The sequence below is a fragment of the Variovorax sp. GW821-FHT09D07 genome (genome assembly GCF_059416345.1).
The window spans coordinates 163,735-178,699 of the sequence record NZ_JBWKOY010000009.1; the positions used below are offsets into that span (position 1 = coordinate 163,735).

The following is a 14,965-nucleotide window of genomic DNA, read 5'->3' on the forward strand; positions in this document are numbered from 1 at the left end:
GCCCCGCCAAGGCGGGGCGCGCGGGTTCAAAGATCGATCTTGACCAGGGCCTTGATCGTACGCGGCGTGCCGACCGCCAGCCGCGTGCCGGCCGCCGACCAGTAGCGCTTGTCGCCCACGTTGTCGACGTTCAGCTGGAAGGTGGTGCGCCTGCCCATGAGCTGCGCCACGTAGCGCGCGCCCAGGCCGAAGACGGTGGTGCCGCCGATGAAGCCCTGGTTCAGGTCGTCGACAGGACGGCGCCCCGTGAAGTACGCCCCACCGTTGACCGACAGCCCCGGCACCGCCGCGATGTCGTACGAGAGGAAGGCGCTCGCCGTGGTGCGCGCCGTGTTCTCGGGCCGCTTGCCGTCGTACTGCGCGTTGATGCGGCGGAACTCGGCGTCCAGCCATTGGCCCGAGAGCTGCCACGCCAGCGCGGGCGTGAGCCGCCCCTGCGCCGACACCTCGAGGCCGCGGTAGCGCTGGCGCCCGCTGGCCACGAAGGTGTTGGCGCTGTCGGTGTAGGCGCCGGGCCGTTCGATGTCGAACAGCGCGCCCGACAGCAGCGTGCCGCCGCCGGTCAGCCAGCGCAGGCCGATTTCCTTCTGCCGGCTCACGCCCGGCGGCATGCGCGTGTTCTGGTTGGCGGTGCCGGCCGGCGCGACCTCGCCCTCTTCCACGCCCTGCGAATACGACACATAGCCCATGAGCTCGGGCGTGAACTTGTAGCTCAGCGCCGCCAGCGGCGTGGTCTTGCGCACGCTGTAGTCGAGGGCCGGCAGCGTGGCGCTCGCGCCCTGCCAGCTCTGGTAGCGCGTGTGGCGCAGGCCGGCCACCAGCTGCCACTGCGGCGAGAAGGTGATGCGGTCGAGCGCGTACAGCCCCAGTTCCTCGCTGTCCTGCGCGCCCGAGGTGGGCCGCGACGGCATCGCGCTCAGCGCCAGCGCGCCAATGGGCACCGGGTTGTAGAGGTTCTGCAGCGTGGTCGCACCGCCGTAGTTGCGCTGGAACACGGGCGCCTGCGTCTTGTCGCTGCGCGCCGCGCCGAGCGTCAGCTCGTGCTGCAGCGCGCCGGTGGCGAAGGCGCCGAACAGCTCGGCGCGCAGCAGGTCGGAGCGTTGCTCGAGGTGCTGCACGTTGCCCGTGAGGCGGCCCAAGCCGGTGTGCACGTTGTAGGTGCCGAACTGCGCCAGGCGCCGGTCGCGCTCGGCCTCGGAATGGCCGGCTTCCACGCTGAGCGCCCAGTTGTCGCTCAAGGCGTAGTCGGCGCGCAGTTGCGTGTTGGTGACCTCGGCCTCGAACACGGCCCAGGGCGGCGCGATCAGCTTGTGCGGATCGGGCAGCGCCGGCAGCGCGATGACGCCGTTGACGGCCGCGAGCCGCGCGATGCCGGCCTGCTCGGTGATGCGCTTGCGGTAGTGCTCGATGTCGGCCTTCAGCGTGAGCCGCCGGTTCACGCGCCAGTCGAGCGCGGCCGAGATGAACTTGCGGTCACCATCCACGCCGTCGATGGTCGAGCCCAACTGGCCGCCCGCCGCGTTCAGCCGCAGCCCGAACTGGTCGCTCTCGCCGAACTGGCGGCCGATGTCGACCTGCCCCTGCAGCCCGCCCTGGTTGTCGACGCTCATCCCGAGCGAGGTGACGGGCGTGCGCCCCGCGCGCTTGGTGACGAAGTTGATCACCCCGGCCGGCGTGGTGAAGCCGTAGTACAGCGCCGACGCGCCCTTGAGCACCTCGACGCGCTCCTTGTTCTCCATCGGAATTTCCGACACGTTGGGGATCGCGAGCGCGCCGTTGAGGCGGTAGTTGGTGCGGTTCTCCACGGCGATGCCGCGGATGACGAGCTGGTCGAAGGTGTCGCCGCCGTTCTGCTGGCGCGTCACGCCGGCCGTGTTGCGCAGCACGTCGTACACGCCCGTGGCGCCCTGCAGCTCGATCACCTCGCGCGTCACGGTGTTGACCGTGGCCGGCACGTCCATCACGGACGCGCCCCGGAACGTGCCCGCCTCGACCGTCTCGGCCAGGAAGCCGTTGGCGCGCGAGGCCTCGACGTTGACGGTGCTCAGCTCGCTTGCCCGCGATTCGGGGGCAGCGGACGCAGGCACGGATTGCGCCAGCGCTGCCTGTACGGCGGCGAGCGCGAGGCCCACACAAACTCTCTTCATTCAGATCCCTTGGATGTTCTGGCGGCGCGCCTCCCGGCGGCCTGGTGACGCTTCCGGCGTCGGAAGCGGGAGGGATTATGGATGAGAGGAGTTCTCATTTGACAACAGTTGCCGGACCCTGCCGATAGGATCGGACGCCAGAGCGTTCCATGTCGAAACGCCATCAAGGAGGAATTCATGACTGCCGGTGAAACATCGACCAGACGGGACGCCCTGCGATGAAGACGGCCGGACGCCTGGCGCTCGGCGTGCTCGCCTGGGTCACCGTGGTCCCGATGCTGGGACTTCTGTGCATGTGGCTGGGCCCGTCGATCCTTGACTCGCCCGAAGCCTCGCGCGTCACCATGTATGCGGTCCAGGCCATCAACCTCGGCGCGGCCGCGCTGCTCTACTGGTATGCCGTGCCGAGCGCGCCGCACTGGGGCCGACGCCTGGCCTACTTCGTCGCCTTCGTGGTGCTGATGGTGGTCGCCAGCGCCCTCGTGGCCTTCGGCGTCAAACTGCTTTTCGTGGCGCTGGTGTTGTTTTGGCCTTGAGCTGGGGCCATGGAGACTTGGCCCGGTGGCACTTACGGTGCGCGGAAGCGGCAGGGATCCCGGATGAGCGGAAGCCTCATTTGACAACAGTGTTTTGGCGCTCGCGCCCCTAGCATCGCCTCCAGAGCGTTCCATTTCGAAACGCCAATCAGGGAGGAAATTCATGAACACCAATGAAAACTCGGTGGGGCGTGCGCAGCACTCGACACCGACGTTCACGCTGTACGGCCGGGTGGCGGCCGGTCCTGCCGGGCTTGTGGGGACCCCTTATCCCAGCCTGCACATCTCGCTGGTCATCGATGACGCCTATTCGGGCCTCACGGTGATCGATGGTCAACCGACGATGGGCGAAGCGGGATTACACAACGTGTTGCGGATCCGAACCAACATCTATGCCAACACGCTGCCCACCGAAGTCGTCGTCAAGATTCCGCTGGCGCCGCCCGGTGGCATGAGCCCCGAGGCGTTCGCGCGCACGCTGATGAGGCGCGCCACGGATTTTTCAAGCTACGTGTCCCCCTACAGCTTCCCCGCGCGCCTGCGAGGCGACAGGATGAACCCCGGCGAATACAACAGCAGTTCGTACCTCGCCGCACTGCTGCGCAGCGTGATGGGCTCTGTCCCCGATCTCGGGGTGTCCGGTTATCAGGCGCCCGGCTGGGAAAGCCCGATGCCTCTTCACTTCTTCAAGGGCGAGGCCATCCGATGAAGGCGGCGGGGCGGCTCGCGTTCGGCGTGCTCGCCTGGGCCGCCTTGATCCCGCTCGCGGGAGTTATCGGCATGTGGCTGGACCGGTCGGTCTTTCACTCTGCCGGGGCCACGCGCATCATCGCCCATGCAATCGAGGGCATGCTGATCCTCGCGGCCGCGCTGGTCTATTGGCGCTGCGTACCGAGCGCGCCGAACTGGGGACGGCGCGTGATCTATCTCGTCGGCTTCGCGCTGCTGCTGGCCGGCATCGGCTACGTGGTCCTCGGCGCCACCGTTGCCCTTGTGGTACTGCTGTTCGGGCTTTGAGCCGCCCCGTCTCCGCTACCCCTTCATCGCCGCCGCCGACGCCCGCTGAATGCACTCGATGAAGTGCTGCGCCGCCGGCGTCGACGGCTGCCCGCGCCGGCGCACCACGCACACGTTCAGCATCGGCAGCGTCTCGCGCACGTCGACGCGGCGGATGCCGTGGCGCTTGAAGCTGAGCCCGGCCAGCGGCTCGACGAAGAGGCCGATCAAATCCATGTGGCCCACCAGCGCGAGCGCCACGGTGACCGAGTGGCCCTGCAGCACGCGCGTGGGCGGCGACAGCCCGAGCGGGGTGAACAGCGGCGCCACGGCGTTGGTTCCGCCGTGGTCGTCGCCCGGCAGGACCCATTCGGCGGCATGAAGGTCGTTCAGCGAGCGCGCATTGCGCAGCGGATGGCGCTCGCGCAGGCCGACCACCAGCTGCACCGGGAACAGCTCCAGCGCCTCGAACTGCGGATCGAGCGTGCCGGGCACGATGTGCGCCACCGCGAAGTCGAGATACCCGTCGCGCAGCCGCGCGAGCATCCACGGCAGCACGGCCTCGCTGAACTGCACGTCGACCGCCGGCAGGCGGGTGTGGAAGTCCTTGAAGGCAGCAGGCAGCACGGTGAGCGCGAACGAGGCGCTCACGGCCAGCGAGACGGAGCCGGTGGCGCCGTCGCGGATCTGCGCAATTTCGTCGCGGGCGCGTTCCATGTCGGCCAGCAGCAGCCGCGCGCGCGGCGCGAAGGCCAGGCCGAACTGCGTGAGCCGCACGCCTTTCACACTGCGCTCCACCAGCGGCGCGCCGACCTCGCGCTCCAGCTCGCGCACGATCTTGGTCACGGCCGGCTGCGAAATGCCGAGCACGCGCGCGGCAGCGCGGATGCTGAGCTGCTCGACCACGGCCACGAAGGCATGCAACTGATTGGGTTTCATCTTTGGAGTGACAACCAAAAGTTATCGTTGACGCCCAATTATTGTCTTTTCATGACAGCGGCGAGTCTCTAGCATCCGCCGCGGTTCGGGCCCACGCGGCCTGCGCCCCCGATACACACAGGAGACACATGAACACCCCCGCTTCCCAGCCCTCGCCTTCCTCGCCGGCCCGCCGGCGCCAGACCATCGTGGCCACCACCATCGGCAACGGACTGGAATTCTTCGACTTCACGGTCTACGGCTTTCTCGCGCTGGTGATCGGCAAGCTGTTCTTCCCCACCTTCAGCTCCTACGGCCAGCTGCTGCTGACGGTGGCGAGCTTCGGCGTCGGTTTCATCATGCGGCCGCTGGGCGGCATCGTGATCGGCGCGTACGCCGACCGCGCGGGCCGCAAGAAGGCCATGACGCTCACGATCTTTTTGATGGCGCTGGGCTGCGCGCTGATCGCCTTCACGCCGACCTACGCGAGCATCGGCGTCGCGGCGCCGATCGTGATCGTGCTGGCGCGCCTGATCCAGGGCTTCTCGGCCGGCGGCGAGGTGGGCGCATCCACCACGCTGCTGGTGGAGCACGCCACGCCGGCCAACCGCGGCTACATGGCGAGCTGGCAGTTCGCGAGCCAGGGCCTGGGCGTGATGCTCGGCGCCGTGGTGGTGGGCGCGCTCACCTTCTCGCTCACGCCCGAGGCGATGCAGAGCTGGGGCTGGCGCGTGCCCTTCGTGCTCGGCATGCTGATCGCGCCGGTGGGCATGTACATCCGCCGCCACCTCGAGGAATCGCTGCACATCGCGCCCGAAGACGCGAAGGCGCCGCGCGAGAGCAGCCTGAAGATCGTCTGCACGCAGCACGGCAGGACGGTGCTGGCCGCCATCCTCGCGCTGGTGGGCGGCACCACGGCGGCCTACGTGGTCACCTTCTACATGCCGACCTACGCCGTGCGCGAACTCGGCCTCACGCCCTCGGTGGCGCTGTTCGGCGCGGCGCTCACGGGCCTGCTGTCGTTCGCGCTCGCGCCCTTCGTGGGCAAGTGGTCGGACATCGTGGGCCGCAAGACGCTCATCCTGTGGAGCCGCATCGTGATGGCGATCCTGATCTACCCGGGTTTTCTTTGGCTCAACGCCTCGCCCACGCCCGTGGTGCTGTTCACCGTGCTCGGCGTGCTGAGCATCGGCCTGGTGGTGCAGACGGTGCCGGGCATCACGATGCTGCCGGAGATGTTTCCCAAGCGCGTGCGCGCCAGCGGCATGTCGCTGGTCTACAGCGTCGGCGTGGCGCTGTTCGGCGGCTTCGCGCCCTTCATCAGCACCTGGCTGGTGAACACCACCGGCAGCAAGCTCGCGCCGGCCTGGTACCTCGTGGCGATGACGCTGGTGTCGCTGCTGGGCCTGCTCTGGCTGCGCGACCACACGGGCCGCGACATCGATGCGGCCCACGCCCACGCGCCGGCCTGATACCGTCTTCCTCCTTCCCGCCTTCATGCACAGGAATCTTCCCGCCATGTCCCAGCCTGCCACCGCCGCCACCCGCCATTTCTCGGGCACGTACGTCGAAGCCCGCGCCAAGTTCCTCGAGGCCGCCGCGGCGCGCGGCGCCACCCTCGAGTCGTTCGTGCACCCCACGCACCGCGGCGCGCTCGGCGAAGAACTCGCCACCGACGTCGCGCTGCTCGGCGCGGCTGACGCCAAGAAGGTGCTGCTCGTCACCTCGGGCACGCACGGCCCCGAGGGCTTCTGCGGCTCGGGCGCGCAGGTGGCCACGCTGAACGACGCCGACCTGCTCGCGCGCCTCGAACGCGCGGGCGTCGCGCTGCTGCTGGTGCATGCGGTGAACCCGCACGGCTTCTCGCACCTGCACCGCACCAACGAAGACAACATCGACCTGAACCGCAACCACATCGACTTCAGCGCGCCGCTGCCGGTGAACGCCGAGTACGCCGACGTGGAGCCGCTGGTGCTGCCCGCCAGCTGGCCGCCGACGCCGGCCGACGACGCGGCCGTGGCCGCCTACATCGCCACGCACGGCATGACCGCCTTCCGCGCGGCCGTCACGCGCGGGCAATACACCTCGCCCGACGGCCTCTTCTACGGCGGCACCGCGCCGTCGTGGAGCAACCGCACCATCCGCGCCATCCTGCGCGGCTATGCGGCCTCGGCCACGCACCTGGGCTGGATCGACGTGCACACGGGCCTGGGCCCCTACGGCCACGGCGAAAAGATCTACCCGGGCCGCAACACGCCCGAAGACCTCGCGCTGGCCCATGCCTGGTGGGGCGCCGACGTGTTCGCGCCCTTCGCGGGCGACTCGGCCTCGGCCGACGTGTCGGGCCCGGTGATCTCGACGGCCTACGACGAATGCCCGAATGCGCGCGTCGCGCCCATGGGCCTGGAGTTCGGCACGCTGCCCGACCTGGAAGTGCTCGACCGCCTGCGCGCCGACACCTGGCTGCGCCGCCATCCCGAGGCGCCCGAATCGCAGAAGCGCGAGATCCGCCGCCGCCTGCGCGACGCGTTCTACTGCGACAACGACGAGTGGAAGGGCATGGTGCTGGGGCAGACCCGCGTCGTGCTCCTGCAAACCTTGCAAGGGCTGAGCAAGGCCTGATCCGGCAGAGGTCAGCTCAGCCGAAGTTCGGCGCGCGCTTCTCGCGCAGCGAGGCCACGCCCTCGCGCACGTCGGCGCCCGCGAAGCCCATGAACTCGAGTGCCAACGAGGCGTCGAAGGTCGGCCCCGCCTGGCGCAGCCAGTTGTTCAGCGCGTACTTGGTGAAGCGGATCGCGCTCTGGCTGCCGGCCGCGAGGCGGTCGGCGATCTCGTAGGCGCGCGGCAGCAGGTCGGCCTCGTCCACCGCCAGCGATACCAGGCCGATGCGCTCGGCCTCCTCGCCGCTCACCGGCTCGCACAGCAGCAGGTGGTACTTGGCCTTGGCCATGCCGCACAACAGCGGCCACACGATGGCCGCATGGTCGCCCGCCGCCACGCCCAGGCGGGTGTGACCATCGACGATCTTCGCGTTCTTGCTCGCAATGGAAATGTCGGCCAGCAGCCCCGCCACCAGCCCCGCGCCCACGGCCGGGCCGTGCATGGCGCTCACGATGGGCTTGTCGCAATTGATAAGGTTGTAGACCAGGTCGCGCGCTTCCTTCCACACGCGCTGGCGCACGGTGTCGTCGGTGGTCATGTCCTGCACCATGCCCAGGTCGCCGCCGCCCGAGAAGCCCATGCCCTCGCCGCGCAGCACGGCGCAGCGCACCGTGTCGTCGGCCGCCACGTCGCGCCAGATCTCGGCCAGCTCGCGGTGGCCGTCATGGCCGGCCGTGGGCAGCTTGCCGTTGGTGGCGCGCATCTGGATGTCGAGCACCGCGCCGTTCGCGCCGCGGCGCGTGAGGGCGAGGGTCTGGTAGCGGGAGTAGTCCATGCGTGTGTCTCCGCCCCGCACGCACGGCCATGGCGCGGGGACTTCGTTCGGTGAGAGGAAAAGACGAAAGGCCGGAGGCCTATTTTTGCGCGGCCAGCTCGCGGCAGCGCTTCACGTTCGCATCGAAACGCGGCGCCAGGCCCGGCTCGCAGGCGTCGTCGGCGGGGTTCAGCCTGCACATGCCGACCACCGCATAGTCCATGACGGCCGCCGTGCACATCGGGTAGGCGGCCAGCTCGGGGTTGGCCTTGGCCTTGAAGCCCCAGCGCTCGGAGAACTGCACCATGCGCGTCATCGCGCCGAGGAAGAAGCTGCGGTCCTTCGCGGCAATGGCCGCTTCCATGCGCGGCAGCTCCTCGTTGAGGTAGCCGACCGAGTCCATCGGAAAACCGGCGGGGTCGGGCTGCGGCTGCGCGAAGGCCGTGGCGGCCACCAGGGCCAGCGAGGCGCCCACGCAGGCGCGTCGCAAGGGAAGGAAGAAGGCGGAACCGGTGGGCAGGTGGCGGTATGGCATGGCCTGCGATTCTGCAACGTTTGGAAGCATTTTTGCGCACCGAGCGATGCGCGCACGCGACGTTTTGCGGTGGCCACCGGCCCGCCCGCGCGGCGCGGGACAATGGCCGCTTCCGTTTTCCCTTGCAAAGACCCCCATGGCCCGACGCCCCCAACGACAGCTGCGCACCATCGAGCGCGGCATCCTCTGCCTCCTGATCGGCGTCGCCGTGCTGCTGGGGCCGCGCTTCCTGCAGGGCACGCGCTGGTTCGAGATGGTGGCCGGCGCGTACCTCGTCGGCTGGTTCGCGCTCGCGCTGGGGGTGGCGCTGGTCGGCGTCGGCCTGTTCCAGCGCGGCAAGCCGGACCGCTGAGGCCCGGCCGCAAGGTCAACAGGCGCTCAGTGCGCCGCCGCCTTCTTGCCGCGCAGCTTGCCGACGAGTTCCACCACGGCCAGCACGATGGCGCCGGCCACGATGCCGACGACGGCGTTGACGCCCATCGAGCCCAGCGTGCCGAACACGCCACCCGTGGCCTTGGCCCAGTCTTCGACCGCATGGCCGAACGCCGGCACGCCGTGCACCAGGATGCCGCCGCCCACGAGGAACATGGCGGCCGTGCCGGCCACCGACAGGCCTTTCATGAGCCAGGGCGCCGCCGCCAGGATGCCGCGGCCCAGGGCGCGCGCCGCCGCGCTGCTGCGCTGGCTCAGGTACAGGCCCGCGTCGTCCAGCTTCACGATGCCGGCCACGAGGCCGTAGACGCCCACCGTCATGATCAGCGCGATGCCGACCAGCACGCTGAGCTGCGTCGTGAACGGCTGGCCCTGCACGGTGCCCAGCGTGATGGCGATGATTTCGGCCGAGAGGATGAAGTCGGTGCGCACCGCGCCCTTGATCTTGTCCTTCTCGACCGCGACCACGTCGACCGTGGTGTCGGCCACGGCCTTCTGGTGGCGCGCGGTGTCGGCCTCGTGCTCCTTTTTGTGCAGGAACTTGTGGACCAGCTTCTCGGCGCCCTCGAAGCACAGGAACGCGCCGCCCACCATGAGCAGCGGCGTCACCAGCCAGGGCAGCCAGGTGCCGATGGCCAGTGCGGCCGGCACCAGGATGGCCTTGTTGACGAGGGAGCCCTTGCACACGGCCCACACCACCGGCAGCTCGCGCTCGGTGCGCACGCCGGTGACCTGCTGCGCGTTCAGCGCAAGGTCGTCGCCGAGCACCCCGGCGGTCTTCTTGGCAGCAACTTTGGTGAGGACAGAGACGTCATCGAGCACGGTGGCGATGTCGTCGAGCAGCAGGAGCAGGCTGGTGGCCATGGGCGAAAGTCAGGCTGTGGAAGAAGCGGCGAGCTTATCCGCAGCCGATGGCCGCGCCGGTGAAGACCGTACGCGGCATCCGGGGGTGGATCAGTCCACCGCCCGCTTCAGGCGGATTTCTTCGACGCGGACCGTGCCCAGGGCGGTGGTCTTGGCGGTCTTCATCTCGCGCTTGAAGCCGGCGAGTTCGTGGAAGCGCATGGCGCGGTCGTTGCGCAGCGGCACCCAGATGGTGACCGTGGTGCAGCCTTCTTCGGCCAGGCCTTCGCGGGCGGCGTCCCACAGGGCCACGCCGGCGCCCTTGCCCCAGTGCTCGGGCTTGACGTAGATGGCCCAGATCTCGCCCGTGGTGGGCGGCGTCTTGGGGTCGCGCGAGCGGTCGAAGCCCACGAAGCCGACGATCTCGCTGCCGTGCGTCACCACATGGACCTGGGGTTCGCTGAATTCGATGGCCTCGCGCCACTTGGCCTCGCGCGAGGCGGGGGCCAGCACGCGCAGGTCGTCTTCGGACAGGATGCCTTCGTAGGCAGCCTTGGCAGAGAGGGCATGGACTTCGGCGACGGCCTTGGCGTCGCGCATCGTGGCGGGGCGAACTTCGTAATCGGACATGAAAGCGGAAAAACGTGTGGAACCGGCTATTGTCGCCGCACCGCTAAACTCCTCCGGCATCCGCACGTATCAACTGGAGAAAGCACATGGCCAAGGGTCAGCAACGCACCAACAAGGAAGCGAAGAAACCGAAGAAGGACACCTCGCCGCCGAAGGCCCCCACCGGCGGCATCGAGCCCGTGCGCACCGTCACCACGGCGGTGATTCCGCGCGGCAAGCTCAAGAACAAGTGACCGAGTGACCGACGTCCCCGCGCCCGCCCCCAAGCCGGCGCAGCCGCGCAACCCGTTGCACGGCCTCACGCTGGAGGCCATCGTGACCGCGCTGGCCGATTACTACGGCTGGGAGCAGCTGGGGCACCTGGTGCCGATCCGCTGCTTCATCAGCGAGCCCAGCGTGGGTTCCAGCCTCAAGTTCCTGCGCAAGACGCCCTGGGCGCGCGACAAGGTCGAGAGCCTGTACCTCTTCATGCTGCGCGAGCAACGCCGCGAACAGCAGCAACAGCAAGAACCTCCCGCGCGATGAAGGTCCGCCTCGAACCGTCGGGCCTCGAATTCGAGGCCGAGGCGGGCGTCACGCTGCTGCACGCAGCGGAGGCGGCCGGCATCGAGCTGCCCAGTTCGTGCCGCAACGGCACCTGCCGCACCTGCATCTGCCAGCGGCTCTCGGGCGAGAGCCGCCACCTCATCGAATGGCCGGGCCTGAGCTTCGACGAAAAGATCGACGGCTGGATTCTTCCCTGCGTGGCCGTGGCGCTGAGCGACCTCACGCTCGACGTGCCGCAGGCGCGCGCCCTCTTCGACTGACGATCAGGACCGCGCCGACGCCGGTGCAGCCACCACCAGCCGGTCGCGCTGCGCCAGCGACGGGAACAGGCGGAACCACGTCAGCGCCACCAGCATCGTCCCCACGCCGCCGAGCACCACCGAGCCGACCGGCCCCAGCAGCGCCGCCGTGGCGCCCGACTCGAACTCGCCGAGCTGGTTGCTCGCACCGATGAAGATCGAGTTGACCGCGCTCACCCGCCCGCGCATGGCGTCGGGCGTTTCCAGCTGCACCAGCGTCTGTCGGATCACGACGTTGACCATGTCGGCCCCGCCCGACACCGCGAGCGCGATGAGCGAGACGAGAAAGCTCTTCGACAGCCCGAACACCACCATGCACAGCCCGAACGCCCCCACGGCCAGCAGCAGCGTGCGTCCCACGTTGCGCTCGACCGGCCGGCGTGTGAGCGCGATCGACATCACCAGCGCGCCCACCGCCGGTGCGCTGCGGAGCAGGCCCAGGCCCCAGGGGCCGGTGTGCAGGATGTCCTTGGCATAGATCGGCAGCAGCGCCACCGCGCCGCCCAGCAGCACCGCGAACAGGTCGAGCGACACCGCGCCCAGCACCGGCTTGCGCTGCCAGATGAAATTGACGCCCGCGAACACCGTGGCCAAGGTGACCGGCTCGCGCGCGGCAGGCGCGTGGTCGTAGCGCAGCCGCAGCACCAGCACGCAGGCCACCGCGAAGCACAGCACGCTCGCGCCGTACACCACCGCCATGCCCGCCACGAACAGCAGCCCGCCGAGCGCGGGGCCGCCGATGATCGCGCCCTGCATGCCGGCCGAGCTGAACGCCATCGCGCGCGACAGCAGCAGCGGCGGCACCAGCAGCGGCGTGAGCGCCTGTTGCGCCGGCATCTGGAAGGCGCGCACCGCACCCAGCACCAGCGACAGCCCGAGCAGCAGCCCGCGCGTGTCGTTCTTGTGCAGCACCGCGAACAGCAGCGCCAGCGCCACGGTGCCCTGCACCGCGAAGCACACCGCCACGATGCGGGCGCGGTGATGCCGGTCCACCACATGGCCGGCCAGCAGCGCCAGCAGCAGCGCCGGCACGAACTGGTACAGCCCGACCAAGCCCAGGTCCCACGCGCTGCCCGTCAGCTCGTACATGTGCCAGCCGATGGCCACGAGCATCATCTGCGAGGCGGCAGTGCCGAACAGGCGTGCCACCCACAGCTGCATGAAGGGGCGCTCGCGCCTCAGGTCGGTGAACGTGGGAGACAAGGGAGGAGCAGCGCCGGGCATATCGGTCGAGGATAGCCCAGCCTTCTTCCGGCTTTCTGAGCCTCTCTACACTCGCTGTCCCCATGACCGCTTCGCCGCCCGACCTGCTCCCCGTTCACGAAGACGCCCACCTGCTGGTGCTCGACAAGCCTGCCGGCCTGCTGTGCGTGCCCGGGCGCGGCGAGGACAAGCAGGACTGCCTGAGCGCGCGCGCCCAGCGCCAGTGGCCCGACGCGCTCATCGTGCACCGGCTCGACATGGGCACCAGCGGCCTCGTGGTGATGGCGCGCGGCCTGGAGATGCAGCGCGCCCTGAGCGCGGCCTTCGCCGACCGCGAGGTGCACAAGCGCTACGAAGCCGTGGTCGACGGCGTGATGCCGCAGCGCGATGACTGGTCGCTCATCGACGCGCCGCTGATGGCCGACTGGCCGCGCCGGCCGCTGCAGAAGATCGACCCAGCCGGCAAGCCCAGCCTCACGCGCTGGCGCGCGCTGAGCAGCGTGTCGCCGCCCGGCGGCCCTGCGGCCACGCACGTGCTGCTGGAGCCGCTCACCGGCCGCTCACACCAGCTGCGCGTTCACCTGCTGTCCATCGGGCACCCGATCCTGGGCGATGCGCTGTACGGCGATGCCGCGCTGCAGGCACGCGCGCCGCGCCTGCTGCTGCATGCCAGGGAGTTGGGGTTCGTGCATCCCGCGACGCGGGAGCCGTTGCACTTCGAACGTGCGGCGGGGTTCGTGCTCAGCGGCCCTTGACGACGAGCACCGGCATGGTGGCGTCCTGCAGCACGCGCTGCGTCACGCTGCCCAGCAGCAGTTTCTCGATGCCGCTGCGCCCGTGCGAGCCCATCACGATCAGGTCGGCCGCGATGGCGATGGCGGTGTCCACGATGCCTTCGTGCACCACGTGGCCGTCGATCACGCGCTGGTCGCTGTGCAGGCCTTCGGCCGCCAGGGCGGCCACGCCGCGTGCGAGCGCCGCGTTGGCGCTGGCGGTGGCCGCCGCGAGGTATTCGTTCTGGCCGAGCGCATAGTCCGCGCCCACGCCGATGAAGGGGTAGTTGTCGATCACGTGGATCAGCGTGATGCGGCTGCCGAAGGCCAGGGCGAGACCGCTGGCCTTGCTGACCGCGAGCATGGAAGTTTCGGAGCCGTCGATGGGGACCAGGATGTGATTGAACATGGCGGGACCTCGCTTAGCGTTCGCAGACAGACAGACTGACGGACCCGGTTCGCACCGGGTCGGGCCCCGAATTTAACCGCTATGCAGAACCCGCCCTGTAGGACTCCGACCAGCGAAGCCCGCAGGCGTCTCAATCCCCCTGGAAACCCTCGGACCGGCAGGTGACGACGAGCGTGTCGCGCCAGCCATCGCCGCCCTCTTCCAGCGGCTGGATCGGCGTCGATTCGTGGATCACGCGCGCGTCGTCCAGCAGCAGCAGCGTCCACGGTTCGGTCATGGTGAAGCGCTCGCCGCGCCGGCCGTTGGCCTCGAACACGCGCGTCTCGCCGCCCTTGATGCCCTGGCGCCCGATCAGCACCACCGCCACCAGGTCGACACCGTCGCGGTGCGCGCCTTCGGGCGTCGGGCGGCCGATGCCGCCGGCGGTGTCGATGCGGAACTGGTGCGCTTCCACGAACCAGCGCTGCGGTGCGCCGCGCATGTCGCTACTCACCTGGCCCAGCTGCTGCATCAGCCGCTGCCACACGGGCTGCGCCACCGTGGCCTCGAGCATCGGCGCGAACCAGCGCTGCATGCCGCCGTGCAGCGCGTTGTATTCAACCGGCTGCCAGTGCGCGCGGTGCGGCACCGGCGCCAGCGTGGCGTCGGCCTCGACCGTGAAGCAGGCGTGGCGGCGCGTGCGGTAGCGCCCGCCGTCCTTCAGGTACTCGTCGGGCGGCAGGTCGTTCCAGTCGGCGTGCAGCGCCTCGAGCTGCGCCAGCGGCACGCCGAGCCAGTCGCACACACCCTGCGGGCTGAGCACCGCGTAGCCGTGTTCGCGCAGTGCCCCGGCCAGTTCGGCCGGCGGCGTGAACGGGGGAGCGAAGGCGGCGGTGCTCACTGGGCGCTGACCTTCACGTCCTTCCAGAACGCGACGCGGTCACGGATTTCCTCGGCTTCGGGCTTCGGGTCGGGGTAGTACCAGGCGGCGTCGGCATGCAGCTCGCCGTTGACCAGCAGCGAGTAGTAGTTCGCCGAGCCCTTCCACGGGCAGGTGGTCTTGTGGTTGCTGAAGGTGACCACGTCGCGGTTGAGCGAACTCATCGGGAAGTAGTGGTTGCCTTCGACGAGCACGGTGTCGTCGCTTTCGGCGATGGTGACGCCGTTCCAGGTTGCTTTCATGGGATCGATCTCCGGGGAGGTGCAAGGTGCCGATGCCGCATTGCGCGCTCGGGACAGCGGCTATTGTGACGCTGGCGCGACGTGCTTTCCTTGCGCCGGGTCATCCCGGCCCGATGCCGGCA

At 69.4% G+C, this 14,965-nt stretch carries 20 protein-coding genes; 10 read left to right on the forward strand and 10 right to left on the reverse strand.

Going from position 1 to position 14,965, the window contains the following annotated elements; all coding sequences use genetic code 11:
• Nucleotides 1-26: 26 nt before the first annotated feature.
• Nucleotides 27-2,147 carry a TonB-dependent siderophore receptor gene (locus AC07OX_RS26405; RefSeq protein WP_495260345.1) on the reverse strand — a complete coding sequence of 707 codons (2,121 nt, stop codon included), beginning with the start codon at nucleotides 2,145-2,147 and terminating at the stop codon, nucleotides 27-29.
• Between the two features lie 218 nt (nucleotides 2,148-2,365).
• Between AC07OX_RS26405 and AC07OX_RS26410 the strand changes: the two genes are divergently transcribed.
• The 3 genes from AC07OX_RS26410 to AC07OX_RS26420 all read left to right on the forward strand — a co-directional run bounded on the left by AC07OX_RS26410 (nucleotide 2,366) and on the right by AC07OX_RS26420 (nucleotide 3,700).
• Entirely contained in the window at nucleotides 2,366-2,683 is a 318-nt protein-coding gene (locus AC07OX_RS26410) for a hypothetical protein (RefSeq protein ID WP_495260346.1), read from the forward strand.
• A 163-nt stretch (nucleotides 2,684-2,846) separates the two neighbouring features.
• Complete coding sequence (locus tag AC07OX_RS26415; protein ID WP_354343669.1) at nucleotides 2,847-3,392, forward strand: hypothetical protein; 546 nt, start codon at nucleotides 2,847-2,849, stop codon at nucleotides 3,390-3,392.
• Nucleotides 3,389-3,700, forward strand: a complete 312-nt coding sequence (locus tag AC07OX_RS26420) for a hypothetical protein (protein WP_495260347.1) — start codon at nucleotides 3,389-3,391, stop codon at nucleotides 3,698-3,700. The genes AC07OX_RS26415 and AC07OX_RS26420 overlap by 4 nt, the downstream gene beginning before the upstream one ends.
• A gap of 15 nt (nucleotides 3,701-3,715) precedes the next feature.
• Here AC07OX_RS26420 and AC07OX_RS26425 read toward each other — a convergent pair whose 3' ends face one another.
• Nucleotides 3,716-4,618 (reverse strand): LysR substrate-binding domain-containing protein, encoded by a 903-nt coding sequence (locus AC07OX_RS26425; RefSeq protein ID WP_495260348.1) that lies wholly within the window; start codon nucleotides 4,616-4,618, stop codon nucleotides 3,716-3,718.
• Nucleotides 4,619-4,746: 128 nt separating this feature from the next.
• Here AC07OX_RS26425 and AC07OX_RS26430 point away from each other — a divergent pair, with 128 nt between their 5' ends.
• The gene (locus AC07OX_RS26430) at nucleotides 4,747-6,069 is read left to right on the forward strand and encodes an MFS transporter (protein ID WP_495260349.1); all 1,323 of its coding nucleotides are present in this window, start codon (nucleotides 4,747-4,749) and stop codon (nucleotides 6,067-6,069) included.
• Between the two features lie 46 nt (nucleotides 6,070-6,115).
• The gene (locus tag AC07OX_RS26435) at nucleotides 6,116-7,219 is read left to right on the forward strand and encodes a M14 family metallopeptidase (RefSeq protein ID WP_495260350.1); all 1,104 of its coding nucleotides are present in this window, start codon (nucleotides 6,116-6,118) and stop codon (nucleotides 7,217-7,219) included.
• A gap of 16 nt (nucleotides 7,220-7,235) precedes the next feature.
• Here AC07OX_RS26435 and AC07OX_RS26440 read toward each other — a convergent pair whose 3' ends face one another.
• On the reverse strand, nucleotides 7,236-8,033 hold the full coding sequence (locus AC07OX_RS26440) for an enoyl-CoA hydratase/isomerase family protein (RefSeq protein ID WP_307696132.1): 798 nt from the start codon (nucleotides 8,031-8,033) through the stop codon (nucleotides 7,236-7,238).
• 79 nt (nucleotides 8,034-8,112) lie between these two features.
• Nucleotides 8,113-8,547, reverse strand: a complete 435-nt coding sequence (locus AC07OX_RS26445) for a hypothetical protein (RefSeq protein WP_495260351.1) — start codon at nucleotides 8,545-8,547, stop codon at nucleotides 8,113-8,115.
• Nucleotides 8,548-8,683: 136 nt separating this feature from the next.
• Between AC07OX_RS26445 and AC07OX_RS26450 the strand changes: the two genes are divergently transcribed.
• Nucleotides 8,684-8,899: a hypothetical protein gene (locus AC07OX_RS26450; RefSeq protein WP_062477590.1), complete on the forward strand. Its 216-nt coding sequence runs from the start codon at nucleotides 8,684-8,686 to the stop codon at nucleotides 8,897-8,899.
• Nucleotides 8,900-8,925: 26 nt separating this feature from the next.
• On the opposite strand, the gene AC07OX_RS26455 is transcribed toward AC07OX_RS26450, so the two are convergent.
• Both AC07OX_RS26455 and AC07OX_RS26460 read right to left on the reverse strand, forming a co-directional pair.
• Nucleotides 8,926-9,843 carry a DUF808 domain-containing protein gene (locus AC07OX_RS26455; RefSeq protein WP_495260352.1) on the reverse strand — a complete coding sequence of 306 codons (918 nt, stop codon included), beginning with the start codon at nucleotides 9,841-9,843 and terminating at the stop codon, nucleotides 8,926-8,928.
• Between the two features lie 90 nt (nucleotides 9,844-9,933).
• Nucleotides 9,934-10,452 (reverse strand): GNAT family N-acetyltransferase, encoded by a 519-nt coding sequence (locus tag AC07OX_RS26460; RefSeq protein WP_062477596.1) that lies wholly within the window; start codon nucleotides 10,450-10,452, stop codon nucleotides 9,934-9,936.
• Nucleotides 10,453-10,538: 86 nt separating this feature from the next.
• Between AC07OX_RS26460 and AC07OX_RS26465 the strand changes: the two genes are divergently transcribed.
• Genes AC07OX_RS26465 through AC07OX_RS26475 form a run of 3 tightly spaced genes read left to right on the forward strand, consistent with a single transcriptional unit; the run spans nucleotide 10,539 to nucleotide 11,258 of the window.
• Entirely contained in the window at nucleotides 10,539-10,685 is a 147-nt protein-coding gene (locus AC07OX_RS26465; protein ID WP_167395057.1) for a hypothetical protein, read from the forward strand.
• Between the two features lie 4 nt (nucleotides 10,686-10,689).
• On the forward strand, nucleotides 10,690-10,977 hold the full coding sequence (locus tag AC07OX_RS26470; protein WP_070062546.1) for a VF530 family protein: 288 nt from the start codon (nucleotides 10,690-10,692) through the stop codon (nucleotides 10,975-10,977).
• Nucleotides 10,974-11,258, forward strand: coding sequence for a 2Fe-2S iron-sulfur cluster-binding protein (locus tag AC07OX_RS26475; RefSeq protein WP_070062545.1), 285 nt, complete (start codon nucleotides 10,974-10,976; stop codon nucleotides 11,256-11,258). The genes AC07OX_RS26470 and AC07OX_RS26475 overlap by 4 nt, the downstream gene beginning before the upstream one ends.
• A 3-nt stretch (nucleotides 11,259-11,261) precedes the next feature.
• Here AC07OX_RS26475 and AC07OX_RS26480 read toward each other — a convergent pair whose 3' ends face one another.
• Entirely contained in the window at nucleotides 11,262-12,458 is a 1,197-nt protein-coding gene (locus AC07OX_RS26480; RefSeq protein WP_070062544.1) for an MFS transporter, read from the reverse strand.
• A gap of 125 nt (nucleotides 12,459-12,583) precedes the next feature.
• Here AC07OX_RS26480 and AC07OX_RS26485 point away from each other — a divergent pair, with 125 nt between their 5' ends.
• Nucleotides 12,584-13,255 carry an RluA family pseudouridine synthase gene (locus AC07OX_RS26485; protein ID WP_070062543.1) on the forward strand — a complete coding sequence of 224 codons (672 nt, stop codon included), beginning with the start codon at nucleotides 12,584-12,586 and terminating at the stop codon, nucleotides 13,253-13,255.
• On the opposite strand, the gene AC07OX_RS26490 is transcribed toward AC07OX_RS26485, so the two are convergent.
• The 3 genes from AC07OX_RS26490 to AC07OX_RS26500 form a co-directional block, all read right to left on the reverse strand.
• On the reverse strand, nucleotides 13,242-13,682 hold the full coding sequence (locus AC07OX_RS26490; protein ID WP_056579296.1) for a universal stress protein: 441 nt from the start codon (nucleotides 13,680-13,682) through the stop codon (nucleotides 13,242-13,244). The two genes, AC07OX_RS26485 and AC07OX_RS26490, sit on opposite strands and share 14 nt — an antisense overlap.
• 130 nt (nucleotides 13,683-13,812) lie before the next feature.
• Nucleotides 13,813-14,562: a 2OG-Fe dioxygenase family protein gene (locus tag AC07OX_RS26495; RefSeq protein WP_495260353.1), complete on the reverse strand. Its 750-nt coding sequence runs from the start codon at nucleotides 14,560-14,562 to the stop codon at nucleotides 13,813-13,815.
• Nucleotides 14,559-14,843: a DUF427 domain-containing protein gene (locus AC07OX_RS26500; protein WP_056579293.1), complete on the reverse strand. Its 285-nt coding sequence runs from the start codon at nucleotides 14,841-14,843 to the stop codon at nucleotides 14,559-14,561. The genes AC07OX_RS26495 and AC07OX_RS26500 overlap by 4 nt, the downstream gene beginning before the upstream one ends.
• Between the last annotated feature and the right edge of the window lie 122 nt (nucleotides 14,844-14,965).